Here is a 14089-nt window from a genome sequence, read left to right as displayed (position 1 = left end):
AAGCGATGCCACAGGTCGCCAGAGATACGTTCACGATCACTTTGCCGCTTTTGGCCTGCTCGGCCGCAGCCTGCAGTTCCTGGCGTTTCTTCTGCAGTTCCGCCATGCTCGAAATCTTGGTCATTGCTTTATCTCCCCGTTATTATTGGAAATCCGCGATGATGTTCTTGACCTGGTCGGGGGTAACGTTGGCATAGACCTTCTCGCCAATCATGACCACCGGCGCCAGGGCGCAGGCACCGACGCAGCGCAGACAGTCGATGGAAAATTTACCATCCTTGGTCACTTCGCTTACCGCGACGCCAAGCTGCTGCTTGAAGGCATCGGTAACCTTGTCCGCACCCTTGACAAAGCAGGCGGTACCCATACAGATGCTGATGGGAAACTTGCCCTTGGGGACCATGGTGAAGAAGGTGTAGAAGCTGACCACGCCATAAACCTTGGCCAGGGAAACACCCATCTGATCCGCAACGAACTCCTGGACTTCCCGGGGCAGGTAGCCAAAAATGGCTTGTGCCTTGTGCAGGGCGGTAACCAGATGGCCTTCCTTGGTCGGCAGCGTAGCGATAAAATCCGCAAGCTGCTTGTAGAGATCCTTGGGCAGCGTGGCACGATCTGGAATCCTGCAATCCCCGGTCATCTGACATGTTGACGTTTGCATACTGTTCTTCCTCTCCTTTTGATTCGCCAAATCGTCATTTGGCGTGGGTTTACGGAAAAAATCTAGAATTTTCTTTAACATTATGCCCCCTCCTTGAAACTAAAATCACCCGCTCATTCAATCATGTGGCTGCCAAAACTCGATTCAGGAAACCACCAAATGGAAACTTGACCTCTGCTCAACAGAGCCTGCACGGCAAGCTCCGACTAGTAAACCATAATCCACGGTTCCGATCCACTATCCAAGGCCTTGTTTTACCGAATCTTTCAGAAAATTTCCGATAATCGGGCCAGTCATTTCAGCCAGCCCCCCTACTGCCCGACAAATCCCCGCCAACCAGGGAGCGCACCCGCAAAGGGACAAATATCAACTCTAAACTTGGAGCACAGTGAAAAAAGCAACGAAAAATCGAGATAAAACAGCTCGGACCAGGGAAAGGCCTTCTCCTCCGAAAAGCTGTTTTACGTATACGTAGTGCTGTTTGCCAGTATACAGAAGAAGTCACGTCAGCTCCGCCGAACAGCAGTTAGTTTCCCGAAGGCATCGGGTCAATTCTGACGGCGGTATATAAACATTTTTCCGCAGCAGGGTCAATCGTTTCTTTTCGTCATTTTTGGTTTTCCTTCGTTTTTTTTAGCTTTAGCCTCGGGAAGGCAATAATTAAAATACCGTTTCAGTCAGTTATTATCACCTACCGTTAGACCTGCATCAGTATGCTGTCGGGCCGTCCGGAGAACTTCTCCGACAGACCGGAGTTTGGTGGCCTCCCAAACCTGGTATCCCCTGCGGCTAGTCGTGAATTCAAATTCCGGCCTTTTGGGTCCCTGGCTGCGTTCCGCTTTCTCTGCTCAACTCTGGCCAGGCTGCGGCAGCGCCTTGGCGGCAACCAAAATCTCTCGGAATTTCTTGACACGACTAACCGCACGGGATACTGGGTCATCGGAACCCTCGCATAAAAAGAACTGGCCTTAACGGACCGATCCTGCTATAAGCGATGTTCCAATTTCCTTTATAAATAGCGGAGGTTATGCATGACAGTTGGAAGAGCGTTGAAGGGCAGTCAGATCCGTTTCCTGCGGGCCAAAGGTCACCATCTCAAACCCATCGCTCTGGCAGGAAAGGACGGCCTGAGTGAAGCGTTTCTGCAAGCTGTGGGTACAAGCCTGGAATGCCATGAGTTAATCAAGGTGAAATTGCTGGAAACCTGTGCCATCGACCGGCACGAAGCGGCAACGGAACTGGCTGAGAAGACCGGCTCACATCTGGTGCAGGTTCTTGGACGCTCCATTCTTCTTTACCGGGCCGGAGAAAAACGGATCATCGAACTGCCCCAATAATGAATTGAGACATTGCCTCTGGCGGGTTCAGGCGCCGGCAATGGAGGCAAGCTTTGGGGAAGATTGATTCACGGACCGTCAGGGTTCGTACAATCGCTTGTACTCCTCCATCGCATAACGGTCGGTCATGCCGGCAATAAAATCGCAAACCACGCGTTCCTTGCCGAATTTTTCAAAGCGCTGCCGGTAGGAATCCGGCAATAGACGAGGATTTTCGATATAACTGGAAAAAATGAGACTCAGGAAACGCTCCGCCTTGACCCGCATCCGCTCCACTTTGTAATGGCGATAGAGTCGCTCCCGCAGAAACTGCTTCAATTGTCTATTCTGTTCCTGAATGATTTCGCTGAAGGCCACCAGGCGCCTTCCCTGTCCGCGCACACAGCCCTGGGAACAGATATTCAAAAGTCGCAGGTTGGCCGCCGTCGTGTCGACCACATCACTGATTAACTGACCGATGAGATGGCTGATGGTCTGGTAGATATGGCGTTCCCGATCGGCCATGGGGTATTTTTTTCCAACCCGCTCAAAGGCCGCCTGCCACAAGGGCACGCCCTGTAATTCTTCGAGGTTGATATAGCCCGCTTTGAGGCCGTCATCGATGTCGTGATTGTTATAGGCGATTTCATCGGCCAAGTCGATGATCTGGGCCTCCAGGGTCGGCTGTTCGCCGGGCAGATACTCCCCGGCTTCTTGGGGATATAGAGTTCCATCACCGGAGTGTTTGATGATGCCTTCACGGGTTTCCCAGGTCAGGTTCAGCCCCTGGAATCCGGGGTAGCGCTCTTCCAGAACTTCGACGATGCGCAGCGATTGACGATTGTGCTCAAATCCCCCATATTCGGCCATCAGACGGTTGAGGACCTCTTCGCCCGTATGCCCAAAAGGAGTGTGGCCGAGATCATGGGCCAGCGACAGGGCCTCGACCAGATCCTCGTTGAGCAACAGTCGGCGGGCGATGCCGCGGGCAATCTGGGCCACCTCCAACGAATGAGTGAGCCGGGTCCGATAATAATCGCCTTCGTGGTTGACAAAAACCTGGGTCTTGTATTCCAGGCGGCGAAATGCAGCACAATGGATTATGCGATCGCGATCGCGGGCATATTCAGAGCGATCGTCCTTATAGGGCTCTTTATGGCGCCGACCGCGGCTGTCGCTGCCGCGCGCCGCATAGGAAGCGAGATCGGGTCTTTCCATGTCCTGGCCTTTCCTGAAATAGCCAAGTCATCTTGACCACTTCGACAGCGGTATGCTAGTGTCCCTACACTTGATTGCCATGTCGATACAAATTGAACTCTGACCTAAGTTGCATCAAGAACGCAGGTTGATTCCAGTGAGAATAATCAGCGGCTCCGCCAGAGGTAAAAAACTGGGATCCTTTGCCGGGACCGGCATCCGCCCCACCGCCGATCGGGTTCGGGAAGCCCTGTTCAGCATCCTGACCAGCCGCCTCGGCAGTCTGGCCGGATTGAAGGTTCTGGATGCGTTTGCCGGAACCGGGGCCCTGGCCCTGGAGGCGCTGAGCAGAGGCGCGGCCGGCGCCGTGCTCATCGAACAAAATGCCCAGGCTTGCGCCCTGATTCGCCGGAATGCCGACCACTGCAGATTGTCCCACCACCTTACCCTGCTTCGCGGCAGCGCTCCAACCCTGCTGTCCCGGCTGATCGACCAGAAGCCCTTCGATTTGATCTTTCTGGATCCTCCTTACGGACGGGGATTGTTGCCCCCTGCCCTCACTGCCGTCTCCGAACAGGCATTGCTGGCACCGGAGGGCTTGATTTGCGTCGAATCGCCCCGGACAGAGTGCTTGCCGGAGCGGATCGGCGATCTGACGGTTGTTGATCAGAGACATTATGGCGATACGACCCTGACCTTTCTTACCCTTTCTCCCCGGAAAGCTCCGCAACCATGAAAAAGCGCATCGCGGTTTATCCAGGCTCCTTTGATCCCATCACCAACGGCCATCTCGACATCATCCTGAGAAGCCTGCAAATTTTTGACGAGCTGATTGTAGCGGTTGCGCACAATGTGGCCAAAAAGAGTCTGTTTTCCATCGAGGAGCGCCTGGCGCTGATTCGGGAAACGGTTACAGCCTATCCGCAGGTGCGGGTGGATACCTTTCATGGCCTGTTGGTGGATTATGTGTGCGAGCGCGGCGCCTGTGTGGTTATCAGGGGATTGCGAGCCGTGTCGGATTTTGAAAACGAATTCCAGCTTGCCCAGATGAACCACAGCATGAACCCCCGATTCGAAACCCTCTTCATGATGACTTCGGTACCCTACGGCTACCTGAGTTCATCCATCATCAAGGAGGTGGCCTCGCTGGGCGGCAACATCGAGGATTTTGTTCCGCCCGGCGTTCGCATCGCTCTGGAGAAAAAGTTTTCCGACCAGCAGCAAGACTGATCTCCCCTACTCCTGCCAGTTTTCAAAGGTGGTCACGAAACGATCCAAGGCCGCTACCACCAAGTCTTCAATCCGCCGGCCTTTTTCGGCGCTGGCCTGGCCCGGATCGCCCCATACGCCGCCCGGCCAATACCTGGTTTTGTTGCGGACCAGGATCCCCGGGGGAAAGGAGGGGAACTCCCGCGGCGCCGTCCCCCTGACCCACTGCGGACAAGAATTCAGCATGCGCGAGGTTTCTATTTCTCCGGCATGGGAGTCCCCGGCCGTCTCCACCAGCCCCCTGCCTTCACCGGCCGCCAACTGATACTCGGTCAAAACGGCCACCCGGATATCATCATAGGCTTTCAGCAGTTCCTCGCCGGCATCGATCAAGGCGGCATTGTGGGTGCCTCCGGCATGCCCGGTGAGCAGAATGAAGTTGCGCAGGCCCTGTCCATAAAGAGCATCCACCACATCGGTTACCAGAGCCTTCAGGGTGGCGGTACGAATGGTGATGGTACCCGGGTGGCAGGATGTGGAACGGCATACCCCATAGGGAATCGCCGGAGCGATGAAAATCGGGCGCAATTCAGCCAGACGCCAAGCGACATCCCGCGCCTGGAAGGTGTCGGTGCCCAGGGGCAGGTGCGGTCCATGCTCTTCCGTAGCGCCTATGGGCAGCAAAACCGTGCGCGTTTTTTCTAATCCATCGACAAATTCAGGGGTAGTCATCTGTTCGACAATCATGGCATCCTCCCGACAGGCACGCCCGCTCTCACAGCAGGTTCAAAAATACATGAGTCTGGGGAATGACCCGGATCAAAGGATGGTGTCCCGCGGCCAGGCACTGCAGGTCCATGAGCCATCCGAACCGGCGATCGGTCGCCCCCTTGCGGGTAACCGGTTGCAGAATCACCGGCACGTGGGGAGCCAGGGCCTGTACCATGCGCACCGCTTGAACGACTTCTTCGTCCGGGGTTTCCTCGCCCACCACCAGCTTAACGCTCCAACCCGTCGCACCGGCATGGGCCAAAAAGGCTTCATGGGCCTCCCAGGGCGTGGCCGCGCCGGTCATGGATTCCAGCTTCACGTCCATGGACACCCAGTCCAAATAGGGCAGCAATGGTGGCAGTGCCGCAGCCAGAGTACCGTTGGTTTCCAGGTGAATGGGCAACATACTGCATAAAACGGGCAGCCAGGCTGCCCAGACGGAAGCCTGCAGCAAAGGCTCGCCGCCTGTCAGGCTGATGGAGTGGTGCATGCCTGGTGCCTGCCGCAGCCAGGTGTCGATTATCGCCGACAGGGTTTCCAGAGCGACGGGATTAGGCAGGTTTCGAAACAGCCCGGCACCCGGGGCCTCTTCCATGCGGCAATGACTGCGCGAGGCAAAATCGGTGTCGCAATAGGCGCAGGTCAGGTTGCAGCCCGCGGCACGAATGAAGATCTGCCGGCAACCGATGAGCAATCCTTCGCCCTGAATGGAAGAGAAAATCTCGACCAGATCGGCCTCAGTCGGCGGTGTAACTGGCACAGGCATTGTCCGACTCCCAAACCTTCACGCTCTCCATCCGAACCTGACGTTCGGCAAAGCGCTGAACCAGGCTTTCATAAAGAAACCGGGCAATATTTTCCGATGACGGACTGACCTCCCGAAAGAACGGCAACTCATTGAGATACTTATGATCCAACTGGTCCAGGATCTGATTGGTTTCCCGTTTGAGAATCTTGAAATCGATACCGAGCCCGGCGGCATCCAACTCCCGGGTGGCTACGGTAACTTCAATCTTCCAGTTATGCCCGTGCAGATGCTCGCAGTCACCTTGATAGTTCATCAGTTTATGCGCAGCGGCGAAATGCGTCTTAATAGTAAGGTGATACATGAGATTTCCTCTTTAGGTATTTGATTTTTAGTATTTTTCAGGATTCATCATCATTTGAAAACTCCTCCGCCGGTTCTTCCGCGGGGACCCGGTAGCGTTCATCCACCCAGGCCCCGAGATCCATGAGACGACAACGCGGGGAACAGAATGGGCGGTCAGGGTTATGGTCCATCGGACTGGGTCGGCCGCATTGTGGACAGGGAAAAATGCGGATGGTCGAAGGTGTGTTTTGAGTCATCCTAGGTCGCCTTGCATGGAAAAAAACATTTGGATACAGGCTAGCACAGGCCTGGCCTGACGAGCAACGTCCGGGCATAAAAAAACTCCGACCCTCATGCAGGAATCGGAGCTTCAAATAGGTAATTGGAGCGGGAAACGGGATTCGAACCCGCGACCTTCAGCTTGGGAAGCTGACACTCTACCACTGAGTTATTCCCGCTTGTCGAGACGCAAATTATAGGAACCGTCAGCCAGGTTGTCAAATGTTTTCTTTTTCAATGAAATCAGAAATTTTCGGGCCTCCTCCAGGTTTTCGACCTGGCCGCGGATTTCGGCATCCGCCAGGGCTTCCTGCAACAGTCCGACCTGTGGCCCGGATACCAATTGGCAATGCTCCTGTATCCATCGGCCATCAACCAGGGGGGCAACGCGCCCTTCTACCTGGTGAGCCAGGTAGGCCTGCAGTGCCCGCCCAATCAATTCGCGGGTCAAGGCTCCGTCGTGGTACCAGCGACTCAAACCGAGCAGACTGCCGAGGGCATCTCCAGGCAGTTTGGCTACCCAGAGAGCCAGTCCCCGCTCCTGACAACGCAATGCCGCCAGACCTGCGGCCAGTTCGGGTGTCGACTGCATGTATCCGCCCAGCGCCCGAACCGATCTGCGGCCCAGTCGCCAGCGTCTGGCCAATTGTTCACTGCCGACCGAAGGCCCGACGCCAAAGAATGCCGCCATTTTCAGCAAAGCCCGACGAGTGAGGCGCTCTTCAAGTTCTTCCTCGAGGAGGGTGGCAATCGCCTCGGCCCCCGACCCGTCGGCCAAATGCTTGAGCCCGGCCTCAACCTGAAGCACTGCATCCCGGCAATGTTGCAGCATGGTCGGGGAAATAGGTCGATCCCACAGGACAGGAAGAATCCCGGCATCTCGTAGCAACTCGAAATGGTCTCCCAAGTCCTCGACATGGAAGATTTCCCCCACCTCACCACGGATGCGTTCGGGCGCGACTTGAGGGAGAAGGTGCACCGCCTGCGCCATTTTTTTCAAGGTTTCCGGAAGCGCTTCCAACCCGAGAGACAGGCAATGCCTCACCCCCTTGAAAACGCGCAAAGGGTCATGCAGAAGCACATCCGGTGAGCAGACCCGCAGGTGCCCGCCGAGCAAATCAGACCAGCCACCAAGAGGGTCGATCAACTCGACGGACTTGGAAGCTGCCCCCAAAGGGATGGCCATGGCGTTGATGGTGAAATCACGCAGGCGCAGATCCTGCTGCAGGGTTGGCGCCCGCAGCGGAGAAAAGTCGAAGGTATGAATCAGCCCCTTGCGCTTGATAACAACCCGATGCTGGCGCCGGACCGGATCGAGGGGCACCCAGGTACCCTGGCGCAACTCGGCAAAATCCCGGGCCAGTTGGGTGGGGTCACCGGCCAGGACCAGATCCAGATCCCGACTGGGGCGCCCCAACAGGGCATCGCGGATACTGCCGCCGACCAGGTGACATGGCGCATAATTTTGCAGAATGTGCTGCAGGGCGCATAAGTCCTCCTGCTGCATCAGTTCCTGCAGAGCAACCGGGATGGTCATCACCAACTCCCTTCGGCCGGGCTTCGGGATGTACCGGGATGCCGCCGGGCCAACCGGTAACCCCGGCTCAGACGGTCAGATCCCGTACCGCCTGATGAATCAACTGGAACAGTTCGGGAATATCCTCCTCCTCGATGCAGGAAAACGCGATACGCAGATCCGTTGCATTGATGGCGATGGTGCCCACGCCATAATTGTCGAGGAGATGCAGGCGCAGGCGCTCGGCATCCACATTTTTCAGTTTCAGGCACATGAAGTAACCCGAATTGAAGGGATAATATTCCCACGCCTGTTCAAAACCGCCGGCATCCAAAACTGCTTTGGTTTTACGGGCCCGGCCCCGGAGAATCTCGAATTTCTCCAATTTTTGAGCCTCGTAATCCGGCGATTTGAGAGCATCGATGACAAACGTCTGGGATGGATGGGGACAGTTGGAGATAGTTCCTCGAATGATCCCCATGGTCTTGGTTTCCAGCGCGGTCAGAACCTCGGGCTGCGGGCTGTCATGGCCATCGGCAAAGGTGATGAAGCCCGTGCGGAATCCCCAGGCGAATTCTTCCTTGGTTGCGCCATCCAACTTGACGGCCAGCAATCGCGGATGGCGGTTGGCCAGGCGGGCAAACAGGGATTCCTTCAGGACCTCCTCATAGAACAATCCGAAGTAGGCATCGTCCGTCACGGCAACCACGTTGCAGCCTGCCGCCGCCTCTTCATATAAGGCCTGTACCAAGGCATCGGCTTCGGACTCGGTGGGCGTGTAGCCACTCGGGTTGTTGGGGAAGTTGAGCAACACGACCGCCTTGCCTCGAGCCGCCGCGGTTTCCCGCAACGTCTGCCGGAAGGCGTCAACATGGTATCCGCCCGCTTGATTGAAGGTAACGTGCTTGCGCAAAATCGCTCCCCGCCGGGTAGCGAAAGTGAGATTGTAATTGCCCCACAGCATATCGGGCAGAATGATGTGGTCACCGGGCTCGACGAACAGATCGGCGACGATGGCCAGGCCGTGGGTCAGAGCATTGGTCACAATCGGGTTACTGAATTGTTTGCTCCGCAGCCCCGGATTGTCCCGCAACATTTTCTCCCGCCAAAGGCGGCGCAACTCGGGCTTGCCGGCCGGCGGTGCATAGGGGAAAATATCCTTGGGCGCAAAGGCACTCAACTTGGCCCCCATGCAAGGCAGGAACATGGGCTGGCCCTTTTCCGTGGCGATACCGATGGTGGCATCGAAGCGGTGGGCTTTTTCCTTGGCTTCCGCCGACTGGCTGAGAATCCCCTTGGGGAAAAACAGCTCCTTGCCCAGGGTGGAAAGCATGGCCAAAACGGCCGGACTGTGCTGCTCCAACTTTTTGTTGAGTTCGATTGCCAGCGGATTCACGCCTTTTCCTCCAAGGTCCGTTGCGTCGTCAAGTCCTGTTCGGAACGGGCTTTTCCCGGGCCGAATCGGGCCGCATTAAATCAGGATTGCGGTTTTTTTTCAACGGAAATATCCGTAGCGAACGGGCTCCCGCCAAAGCTCTTCACACCACCTGAAACGTGATTTTGCCCACCCCGAAGGCAGAAGCCTGCCAATTCATGTAAAGGGTTCACGCCGACCATTGAACAATGCTATTCCCAGTTCTCCTTGCTACCAGGTCCTGGCTGGGAAAGTGTCGATGCCGGCATGGTATCCCACTGCCTTGTAAATCTTGACCCCGTCCCAAGGACGTCCCAGGATGCCGTCATGAATAGCCCAACTCCGGCCGCGTACCGTGCGTTCCATGCCCGGTTGCCGAAAGGGCGAAGTACCGTCCAGCCGTCCAAAAAGGACGCCTCCAGGCTGAAACTCCCGATCGATCCAGAGCATCAACTGCTTGCCGGTGATATAGTCGAATCCAAGCTGTTCATATTGAATCGCATTATTGTAGGAAAGAGGTTCCGCAATAATCGTGTCCCGACCCAACTGCCCGACAAAGGCTTCGAATTCTAGAAAAAAATCCCTGAACAACCCTAGTCCGGGTCGCACCTGGTGAGGACAGAGACCCGCCTGCATGGCGAGGACCTCCGCCTCCAAGTTGCGGCGCACCGTGGCGAAAAGATTGTCACGCCCCGAAGCATCCCGGTCCACGTCGAAACGGGGTCCCTCCGGCGCATTGATGATGCAAAAAGCCAATTCGATTTGTCCGTAAGGAGTATCCAGCATCTCCAGAAAAAACAGGCAATCCTCATCGTCCGGCCGAAGGCGTACTTCGATGCGGGCCAAGCCCAACCCTTCGGGACCGACGAACAGCACGCAACCGGTTTGCTCAAGGGAGTATCGCTGAAACAGACGGGCAGGTATCAGGCGACGATACCACGCTTCCTTTTCCCTAATCGGCAGGGCATTGATATCCCTCAGGCTGTTTGGCGCCATTCCCGGCATATCGATAGTCGATTTCCGATCGATTGCCATTACTAGCCCCTGGAAGGAATTCCATGCAGTGGAAACAGGCGCCGCTCCAGAAAGGCCACATGGCGTTCCAGAGAATCCTGGGCCCGGCAAAAGTCGTCTGGATGAGCCAGATGCGGCAAGTCCCGCAAACGACCGGAATGATATCCCAAAGAGGAGGCCAAGCGATTGAATCCGGGGGGCAACAGATCGGGTACCGAACAGCCCGTCATGATGGCCCAAACCAGGGACCAACCTCTGGCCACATTGATCTTATCATAGCCGCCACCGCCAAGGGCCACCCAAGGCAACCCGGTATGCAGAAAACAGCGGGCGGCATATTCCACGGAGCCGGTGGTCAACTCCAATCGGGTCAACGGATCGGTACGAAGCACATCCATACCCAGTTGCGTGACCAGGATATCCGGACGATATGCCGACAACAAGGGCAGCACGACACGCCGGAAGGCCTGTTCAAAAATCAAATCGTCGGAATGGGCCACCAAAGGGACATTTGCCGCATAGCCATAGCCTTGACCGCGTCCCATTTCCCTGGGAAACCCGGTATGCGGAAAGAAATCCTTGCCGGTTTCATGCAGGGAAATGGTCAGCACCCGATCCGTGTCGTAAAACGCCTCCTGGACCCCGTCGCCGTGATGGGCGTCGAGATCGACATAGGCCACCCGGCGCCCTTTGCGCACCGCCTCCTCAATGGCGATGACGGCATCGTTGACATAACTGAAACCGGATGCGCGGGCGGCATGAGCATGATGCCACCCGCCGGCAATATTGAAGGCGCGCCGGCACCGCTGATCAAGAACCTGCCTGACTGCTTCCAAGGTACCGCCGCAACCCAACAAAGCCCACTCAAAAAGACCTGGAAACACAGGATTTTCAACATCGCCCAGACCAAACATGAAGTTGGCACGGCCGCCCTCGCCCTGACTGAATTCCCTCAAGGCTTGAACGTAGTCCCGACGATGAAAGACCAGCAGATCCTCTTCGCGGGCCGGAGGGCATTCAACTAAATCCACGGACTTTCCATCCAGCAACCCCAATTCCTGGCATAATTGGAAAGTCAGCGCCAGCCGCTGGATCTTGAAAGGATGGTCCTGTCCAAACGAAAAGGCGTTGAACCGGTGCGAATAAATCCAGGCGACGCACTCATCCATACAATTCTCCACCGAGCCACGGCACCTAAAACCCTTTGGCGCCGGGCCATTTGGCCATCAATCAGCGTGCGGTGGTTCTCATTGCCATCCAGTCTGCCAAAGAACCGGGTGCAGAGATGTTGGGTAAGTCATCCCACGCCGCAAGACCGGTCTTTTGTTTTGCTACAGCTTCGGCAGCAGCCTCTGGGAGGGGGTAAGACCCGAGTTTTTCCGTATCAAACCACAAGCCATAACTCCCGGACGGTTCGACGGCAATGGTAAAAGTTCCATGCGAGCAGTAAAAGTACCACATGTTTGCCTCCTGCGGACTGGTTTGAATATAGCCGGCACAGAGAGCCGGCGTTAGGCCGTGAGCCCAAACGTAGAACAGAAACGTATGAATTCTAGAAACTTAGCATTCTTGCTCGAAAAGCGCAAACAGAGAAAATCTAAATTCCAAAAGAGAGGCAATCTATTTTTTTATAATTAATTATACTGAATTTTTTTGCTACAGATCTTTTATAATAGAAAACACATAGTAGAATGGTAGCAAACATTCCTGCCTACACATTCTTGTTGAACTTTTAGCCCAAATAGGAGAATTTTCAAATATGAAGATTGCTATCCATGGAGCCGATGGTGACTTTTCTGAAAGATGGATTGAATATTGTGAAAAAAATCATATAGATTTTCAAATTGTTGATTGTTTTGATTCGAAAATTATTAAAACACTCGAAAATTGCAAGGTATTGCTATGGCATTGGCGGTGGATTCAGCCAGAAAGTCAAATTGTTGCAAGGCAAATCATTGCATCTGTTGAAAAAATGGGAATACTTGTATACCCAAACCTTGATACATGTTGGCATTACGATGACAAAATTGGGCAAAAATATCTACTGGAAGCACTTGGTGCACCATTAATTACAACAGATATCTTTTATTCAAAAGAAAAGGCCCTTGAATTTATTAAAAACGCTCATTTCCCTAAAGTTTTCAAGCTCAGATGTGGATCTGCATCAACCAATGTAAAATTGGCAAAAACTCGCAAGGAGGCTGAGCGTCTTTGCCAAAAGTCTTTCTCTTCTGGATTTAAACCAATGGGTGAATTTTTTGCTGACAGCAAAATAAAAATTAAACATACAAAAGACATGTCACATTTTTTCGAAAAAATCAAAAGAATGCCCAAATTTTTTATTAAATACTACTATGCCAACAGAATAATTCCCAGACAAATTGGTTACATATATTTTCAAGATTTTTTGCCGGGAAATGATTTTGACACCAGAATTACAATCGTTGGCGATAGAGCGTTCGGGCTTATAAGACACGCAAGGAAAGATGACTTCAGGGCCTCCGGCAGCGGATCTGTTGACTACGATCATAAAAAAATAGACAAAAGATTTCTAAATATTGCCTTTGAAATCACCGAAAAAATCGGTGCCAGAACCCTGGCTTTTGATTTTCTCCTTGATGCATTCGGTGAACCGAAAATTTGTGAAATAAGTTACTGTTTACCAAGTTTTCGAATCTTCGAGTCTGAAGGATATTGGGACAAAAACCTGGTATGGCACCCTGGGAATTACTATATAGAAGATCTCATAATTCAAGACATCTTGCAAGAATTGCAGATTAAAAGATAACTTTACCATTGGAAAAATATTGGATGTTTCTGGTATCCAAAATTTTCATTCGCTATCTGATAAATGCTTACGTCAAGGGACAGAATTTCAATTGCATTGTACCAGCAATGCAGAATCGTTTAGGTCATTCCCTCAAAAAAAAGCCGCCCAATCAATTTTCGGGGCGGCCCTTCTAGTTCAAAACAACTTTCGGCATCTACTATAAAAAAAGGGCCACGGAAATGTCGTGGCCCTTTGTAGTGTATGGCTGGGAGACTAGGATTCGAACCTAGGTTGACGGAGTCAGAGTCCGTAGTCCTGCCGCTAGACGATCTCCCAAAAACGAGGACAACTTTTAACAAAGTCAGGTTTGACTGTCAAGGAAAAATCGCAGCATTTGTGTTCTGAAAAGCACCCCGTCGCCAATGAAAAAAATGTCTTGTCAAGGACAAACCGGCTGTGCTAGGTTACCCAAAATTGTAAATTTGTGCATTGTAGCGTCGACGAAGAAAGCCTGCCGCACGTCTTTCGAAGACGGTGCGGCTTTTTGTTGGGTCGAACTGCTCTGCACCCCTGAGAACTTGGTTGAGCCAAGAAAAGGAGCAAGACGTGGCAGAAGGCACTGTGAAATGGTTTAATGACTCCAAGGGCTACGGTTTCATTCAGCAAGACAATGGTCCGGACGTATTTGTCCACTTCTCAGCCATCCAGGGCGAGGGTTTCAAATCCCTGGCCGAAGGGGAGCGGGTGCGTTTCGACGTGGTACAGGGTCAAAAGGGTCCCCAGGCTTCCAACGTCACCAAGCTCTAAGCCCCATTCCATCCCCTCGTGATTGACTACAGGCTCCGCGGCGCT

At 53.8% G+C, this 14089-nt stretch carries 16 protein-coding genes and 2 tRNA genes; 5 read left to right on the top strand and 13 right to left on the bottom strand.

Features of this window, described 5'->3' with window-relative positions; translation table 11 throughout:
- Nucleotides 1-142: 142 nt before the first annotated feature.
- Nucleotides 143-661 carry an NADH-quinone oxidoreductase subunit NuoE family protein gene (locus tag JQN68_RS01980; RefSeq protein ID WP_225073024.1) on the bottom strand — a complete coding sequence of 173 codons (519 nt, stop codon included), beginning with the start codon at nt 659-661 and terminating at the stop codon, nt 143-145.
- A gap of 1031 nt (nt 662-1692) precedes the next feature.
- Here JQN68_RS01980 and yhbY point away from each other — a divergent pair.
- A complete protein-coding gene (gene yhbY / locus JQN68_RS01975; protein ID WP_225073023.1) occupies nt 1693-1998 on the top strand; it encodes a ribosome assembly RNA-binding protein YhbY in 306 nt (101 codons plus the stop codon).
- A 78-nt stretch (nt 1999-2076) separates the two neighbouring features.
- On the opposite strand, the gene JQN68_RS01970 is transcribed toward yhbY, so the two are convergent.
- On the bottom strand, nt 2077-3195 hold the full coding sequence (locus tag JQN68_RS01970; RefSeq protein ID WP_225073022.1) for a deoxyguanosinetriphosphate triphosphohydrolase: 1119 nt from the start codon (nt 3193-3195) through the stop codon (nt 2077-2079).
- Between the two features lie 136 nt (nt 3196-3331).
- Here JQN68_RS01970 and rsmD point away from each other — a divergent pair, with 136 nt between their 5' ends.
- Both rsmD and coaD read left to right on the top strand, forming a co-directional pair.
- Nucleotides 3332-3910 carry a 16S rRNA (guanine(966)-N(2))-methyltransferase RsmD gene (rsmD, locus tag JQN68_RS01965; protein WP_225073021.1) on the top strand — a complete coding sequence of 193 codons (579 nt, stop codon included), beginning with the start codon at nt 3332-3334 and terminating at the stop codon, nt 3908-3910.
- Nucleotides 3907-4404, top strand: a complete 498-nt coding sequence (coaD, locus tag JQN68_RS01960; RefSeq protein ID WP_225073020.1) for a pantetheine-phosphate adenylyltransferase — start codon at nt 3907-3909, stop codon at nt 4402-4404. The genes rsmD and coaD overlap by 4 nt, the downstream gene beginning before the upstream one ends.
- A gap of 6 nt (nt 4405-4410) precedes the next feature.
- Here coaD and JQN68_RS01955 read toward each other — a convergent pair whose 3' ends face one another.
- The 10 genes from JQN68_RS01955 to JQN68_RS01910 all read right to left on the bottom strand — a co-directional run bounded on the left by JQN68_RS01955 (nt 4411) and on the right by JQN68_RS01910 (nt 11928).
- On the bottom strand, nt 4411-5130 hold the full coding sequence (locus JQN68_RS01955) for a creatininase family protein (RefSeq protein ID WP_225073019.1): 720 nt from the start codon (nt 5128-5130) through the stop codon (nt 4411-4413).
- Nucleotides 5131-5158: 28 nt separating this feature from the next.
- Nucleotides 5159-5920 (bottom strand): 7-carboxy-7-deazaguanine synthase QueE, encoded by a 762-nt coding sequence (locus JQN68_RS01950; protein WP_225073018.1) that lies wholly within the window; start codon nt 5918-5920, stop codon nt 5159-5161.
- Nucleotides 5892-6263, bottom strand: coding sequence for a 6-carboxytetrahydropterin synthase QueD (gene queD, locus JQN68_RS01945; RefSeq protein ID WP_225073017.1), 372 nt, complete (start codon nt 6261-6263; stop codon nt 5892-5894). The genes JQN68_RS01950 and queD overlap by 29 nt, the downstream gene beginning before the upstream one ends.
- 37 nt (nt 6264-6300) lie before the next feature.
- Nucleotides 6301-6501: a DNA gyrase inhibitor YacG gene (locus JQN68_RS01940; RefSeq protein WP_225073016.1), complete on the bottom strand. Its 201-nt coding sequence runs from the start codon at nt 6499-6501 to the stop codon at nt 6301-6303.
- A gap of 126 nt (nt 6502-6627) precedes the next feature.
- Nucleotides 6628-6702 (bottom strand) — tRNA-Gly (locus tag JQN68_RS01935).
- Nucleotides 6693-8060 carry a tRNA nucleotidyltransferase/poly(A) polymerase-related protein gene (locus JQN68_RS01930; RefSeq protein WP_225073015.1) on the bottom strand — a complete coding sequence of 456 codons (1368 nt, stop codon included), beginning with the start codon at nt 8058-8060 and terminating at the stop codon, nt 6693-6695. The genes JQN68_RS01935 and JQN68_RS01930 overlap by 10 nt, the downstream gene beginning before the upstream one ends.
- A 67-nt stretch (nt 8061-8127) precedes the next feature.
- The gene (locus JQN68_RS01925; RefSeq protein ID WP_225073014.1) at nt 8128-9435 is read right to left on the bottom strand and encodes an aminotransferase class I/II-fold pyridoxal phosphate-dependent enzyme; all 1308 of its coding nucleotides are present in this window, start codon (nt 9433-9435) and stop codon (nt 8128-8130) included.
- A gap of 249 nt (nt 9436-9684) precedes the next feature.
- The gene (locus JQN68_RS01920; protein WP_225073013.1) at nt 9685-10488 is read right to left on the bottom strand and encodes a hypothetical protein; all 804 of its coding nucleotides are present in this window, start codon (nt 10486-10488) and stop codon (nt 9685-9687) included.
- A gap of 2 nt (nt 10489-10490) precedes the next feature.
- Nucleotides 10491-11636 (bottom strand): acetoin utilization protein AcuC, encoded by a 1146-nt coding sequence (locus JQN68_RS01915; RefSeq protein WP_225073012.1) that lies wholly within the window; start codon nt 11634-11636, stop codon nt 10491-10493.
- 61 nt (nt 11637-11697) lie between these two features.
- Entirely contained in the window at nt 11698-11928 is a 231-nt protein-coding gene (locus JQN68_RS01910) for a hypothetical protein (protein ID WP_225073011.1), read from the bottom strand.
- Nucleotides 11929-12226: 298 nt separating this feature from the next.
- Between JQN68_RS01910 and JQN68_RS01905 the strand changes: the two genes are divergently transcribed.
- The gene (locus JQN68_RS01905) at nt 12227-13255 is read left to right on the top strand and encodes an ATP-grasp domain-containing protein (protein ID WP_249620980.1); all 1029 of its coding nucleotides are present in this window, start codon (nt 12227-12229) and stop codon (nt 13253-13255) included.
- A 244-nt stretch (nt 13256-13499) separates the two neighbouring features.
- Here the strand turns inward: JQN68_RS01905 and JQN68_RS01900 are convergent.
- Nucleotides 13500-13573: transfer RNA gene (locus tag JQN68_RS01900), tRNA-Gln, on the bottom strand.
- Nucleotides 13574-13843: 270 nt separating this feature from the next.
- On the opposite strand from JQN68_RS01900, the gene JQN68_RS01895 reads away from it, so the two are divergent.
- The gene (locus JQN68_RS01895) at nt 13844-14044 is read left to right on the top strand and encodes a cold-shock protein (RefSeq protein ID WP_225073009.1); all 201 of its coding nucleotides are present in this window, start codon (nt 13844-13846) and stop codon (nt 14042-14044) included.
- Nucleotides 14045-14089 lie beyond the last annotated feature (45 nt).

The sequence above is a fragment of the Desulfuromonas sp. CSMB_57 genome (assembly GCF_020194955.2).
Classification (GTDB): Bacteria; Desulfobacterota; Desulfuromonadia; order Desulfuromonadales; family Syntrophotaleaceae; genus JAFCIY02.
The sequence above is the reverse complement of the archived record's forward strand: the minus strand, read 5'-3'. Positions and strand labels throughout refer to the sequence as shown.

Bases quoted from the DNA above. Each gene is read 5' to 3' on its own strand.
- JQN68_RS01915 (WP_225073012.1), bottom strand. From the start codon at position 11,636: ATGGATGAGTGCGTCGCCTGGATTTATTCGCACCGGTTCAACGCCTTT.
- queD (WP_225073017.1), bottom strand. From the start codon at position 6,263: ATGTATCACCTTACTATTAAGACGCATTTCGCCGCTGCGCATAAACTG.
- JQN68_RS01910 (WP_225073011.1), bottom strand. From the start codon at position 11,928: ATGTGGTACTTTTACTGCTCGCATGGAACTTTTACCATTGCCGTCGAA.
- coaD (WP_225073020.1), top strand. From the start codon at position 3,907: ATGAAAAAGCGCATCGCGGTTTATCCAGGCTCCTTTGATCCCATCACC.
- JQN68_RS01905 (WP_249620980.1), top strand. From the start codon at position 12,227: ATGAAGATTGCTATCCATGGAGCCGATGGTGACTTTTCTGAAAGATGG.
- JQN68_RS01970 (WP_225073022.1), bottom strand. From the start codon at position 3,195: ATGGAAAGACCCGATCTCGCTTCCTATGCGGCGCGCGGCAGCGACAGC.
- JQN68_RS01940 (WP_225073016.1), bottom strand. From the start codon at position 6,501: ATGACTCAAAACACACCTTCGACCATCCGCATTTTTCCCTGTCCACAA.
- JQN68_RS01920 (WP_225073013.1), bottom strand. From the start codon at position 10,488: ATGGCAATCGATCGGAAATCGACTATCGATATGCCGGGAATGGCGCCA.
- JQN68_RS01980 (WP_225073024.1), bottom strand. From the start codon at position 661: ATGCAAACGTCAACATGTCAGATGACCGGGGATTGCAGGATTCCAGAT.
- yhbY (WP_225073023.1), top strand. From the start codon at position 1,693: ATGACAGTTGGAAGAGCGTTGAAGGGCAGTCAGATCCGTTTCCTGCGG.
- JQN68_RS01930 (WP_225073015.1), bottom strand. From the start codon at position 8,060: ATGACCATCCCGGTTGCTCTGCAGGAACTGATGCAGCAGGAGGACTTA.
- JQN68_RS01950 (WP_225073018.1), bottom strand. From the start codon at position 5,920: ATGCCTGTGCCAGTTACACCGCCGACTGAGGCCGATCTGGTCGAGATT.
- JQN68_RS01955 (WP_225073019.1), bottom strand. From the start codon at position 5,130: ATGATTGTCGAACAGATGACTACCCCTGAATTTGTCGATGGATTAGAA.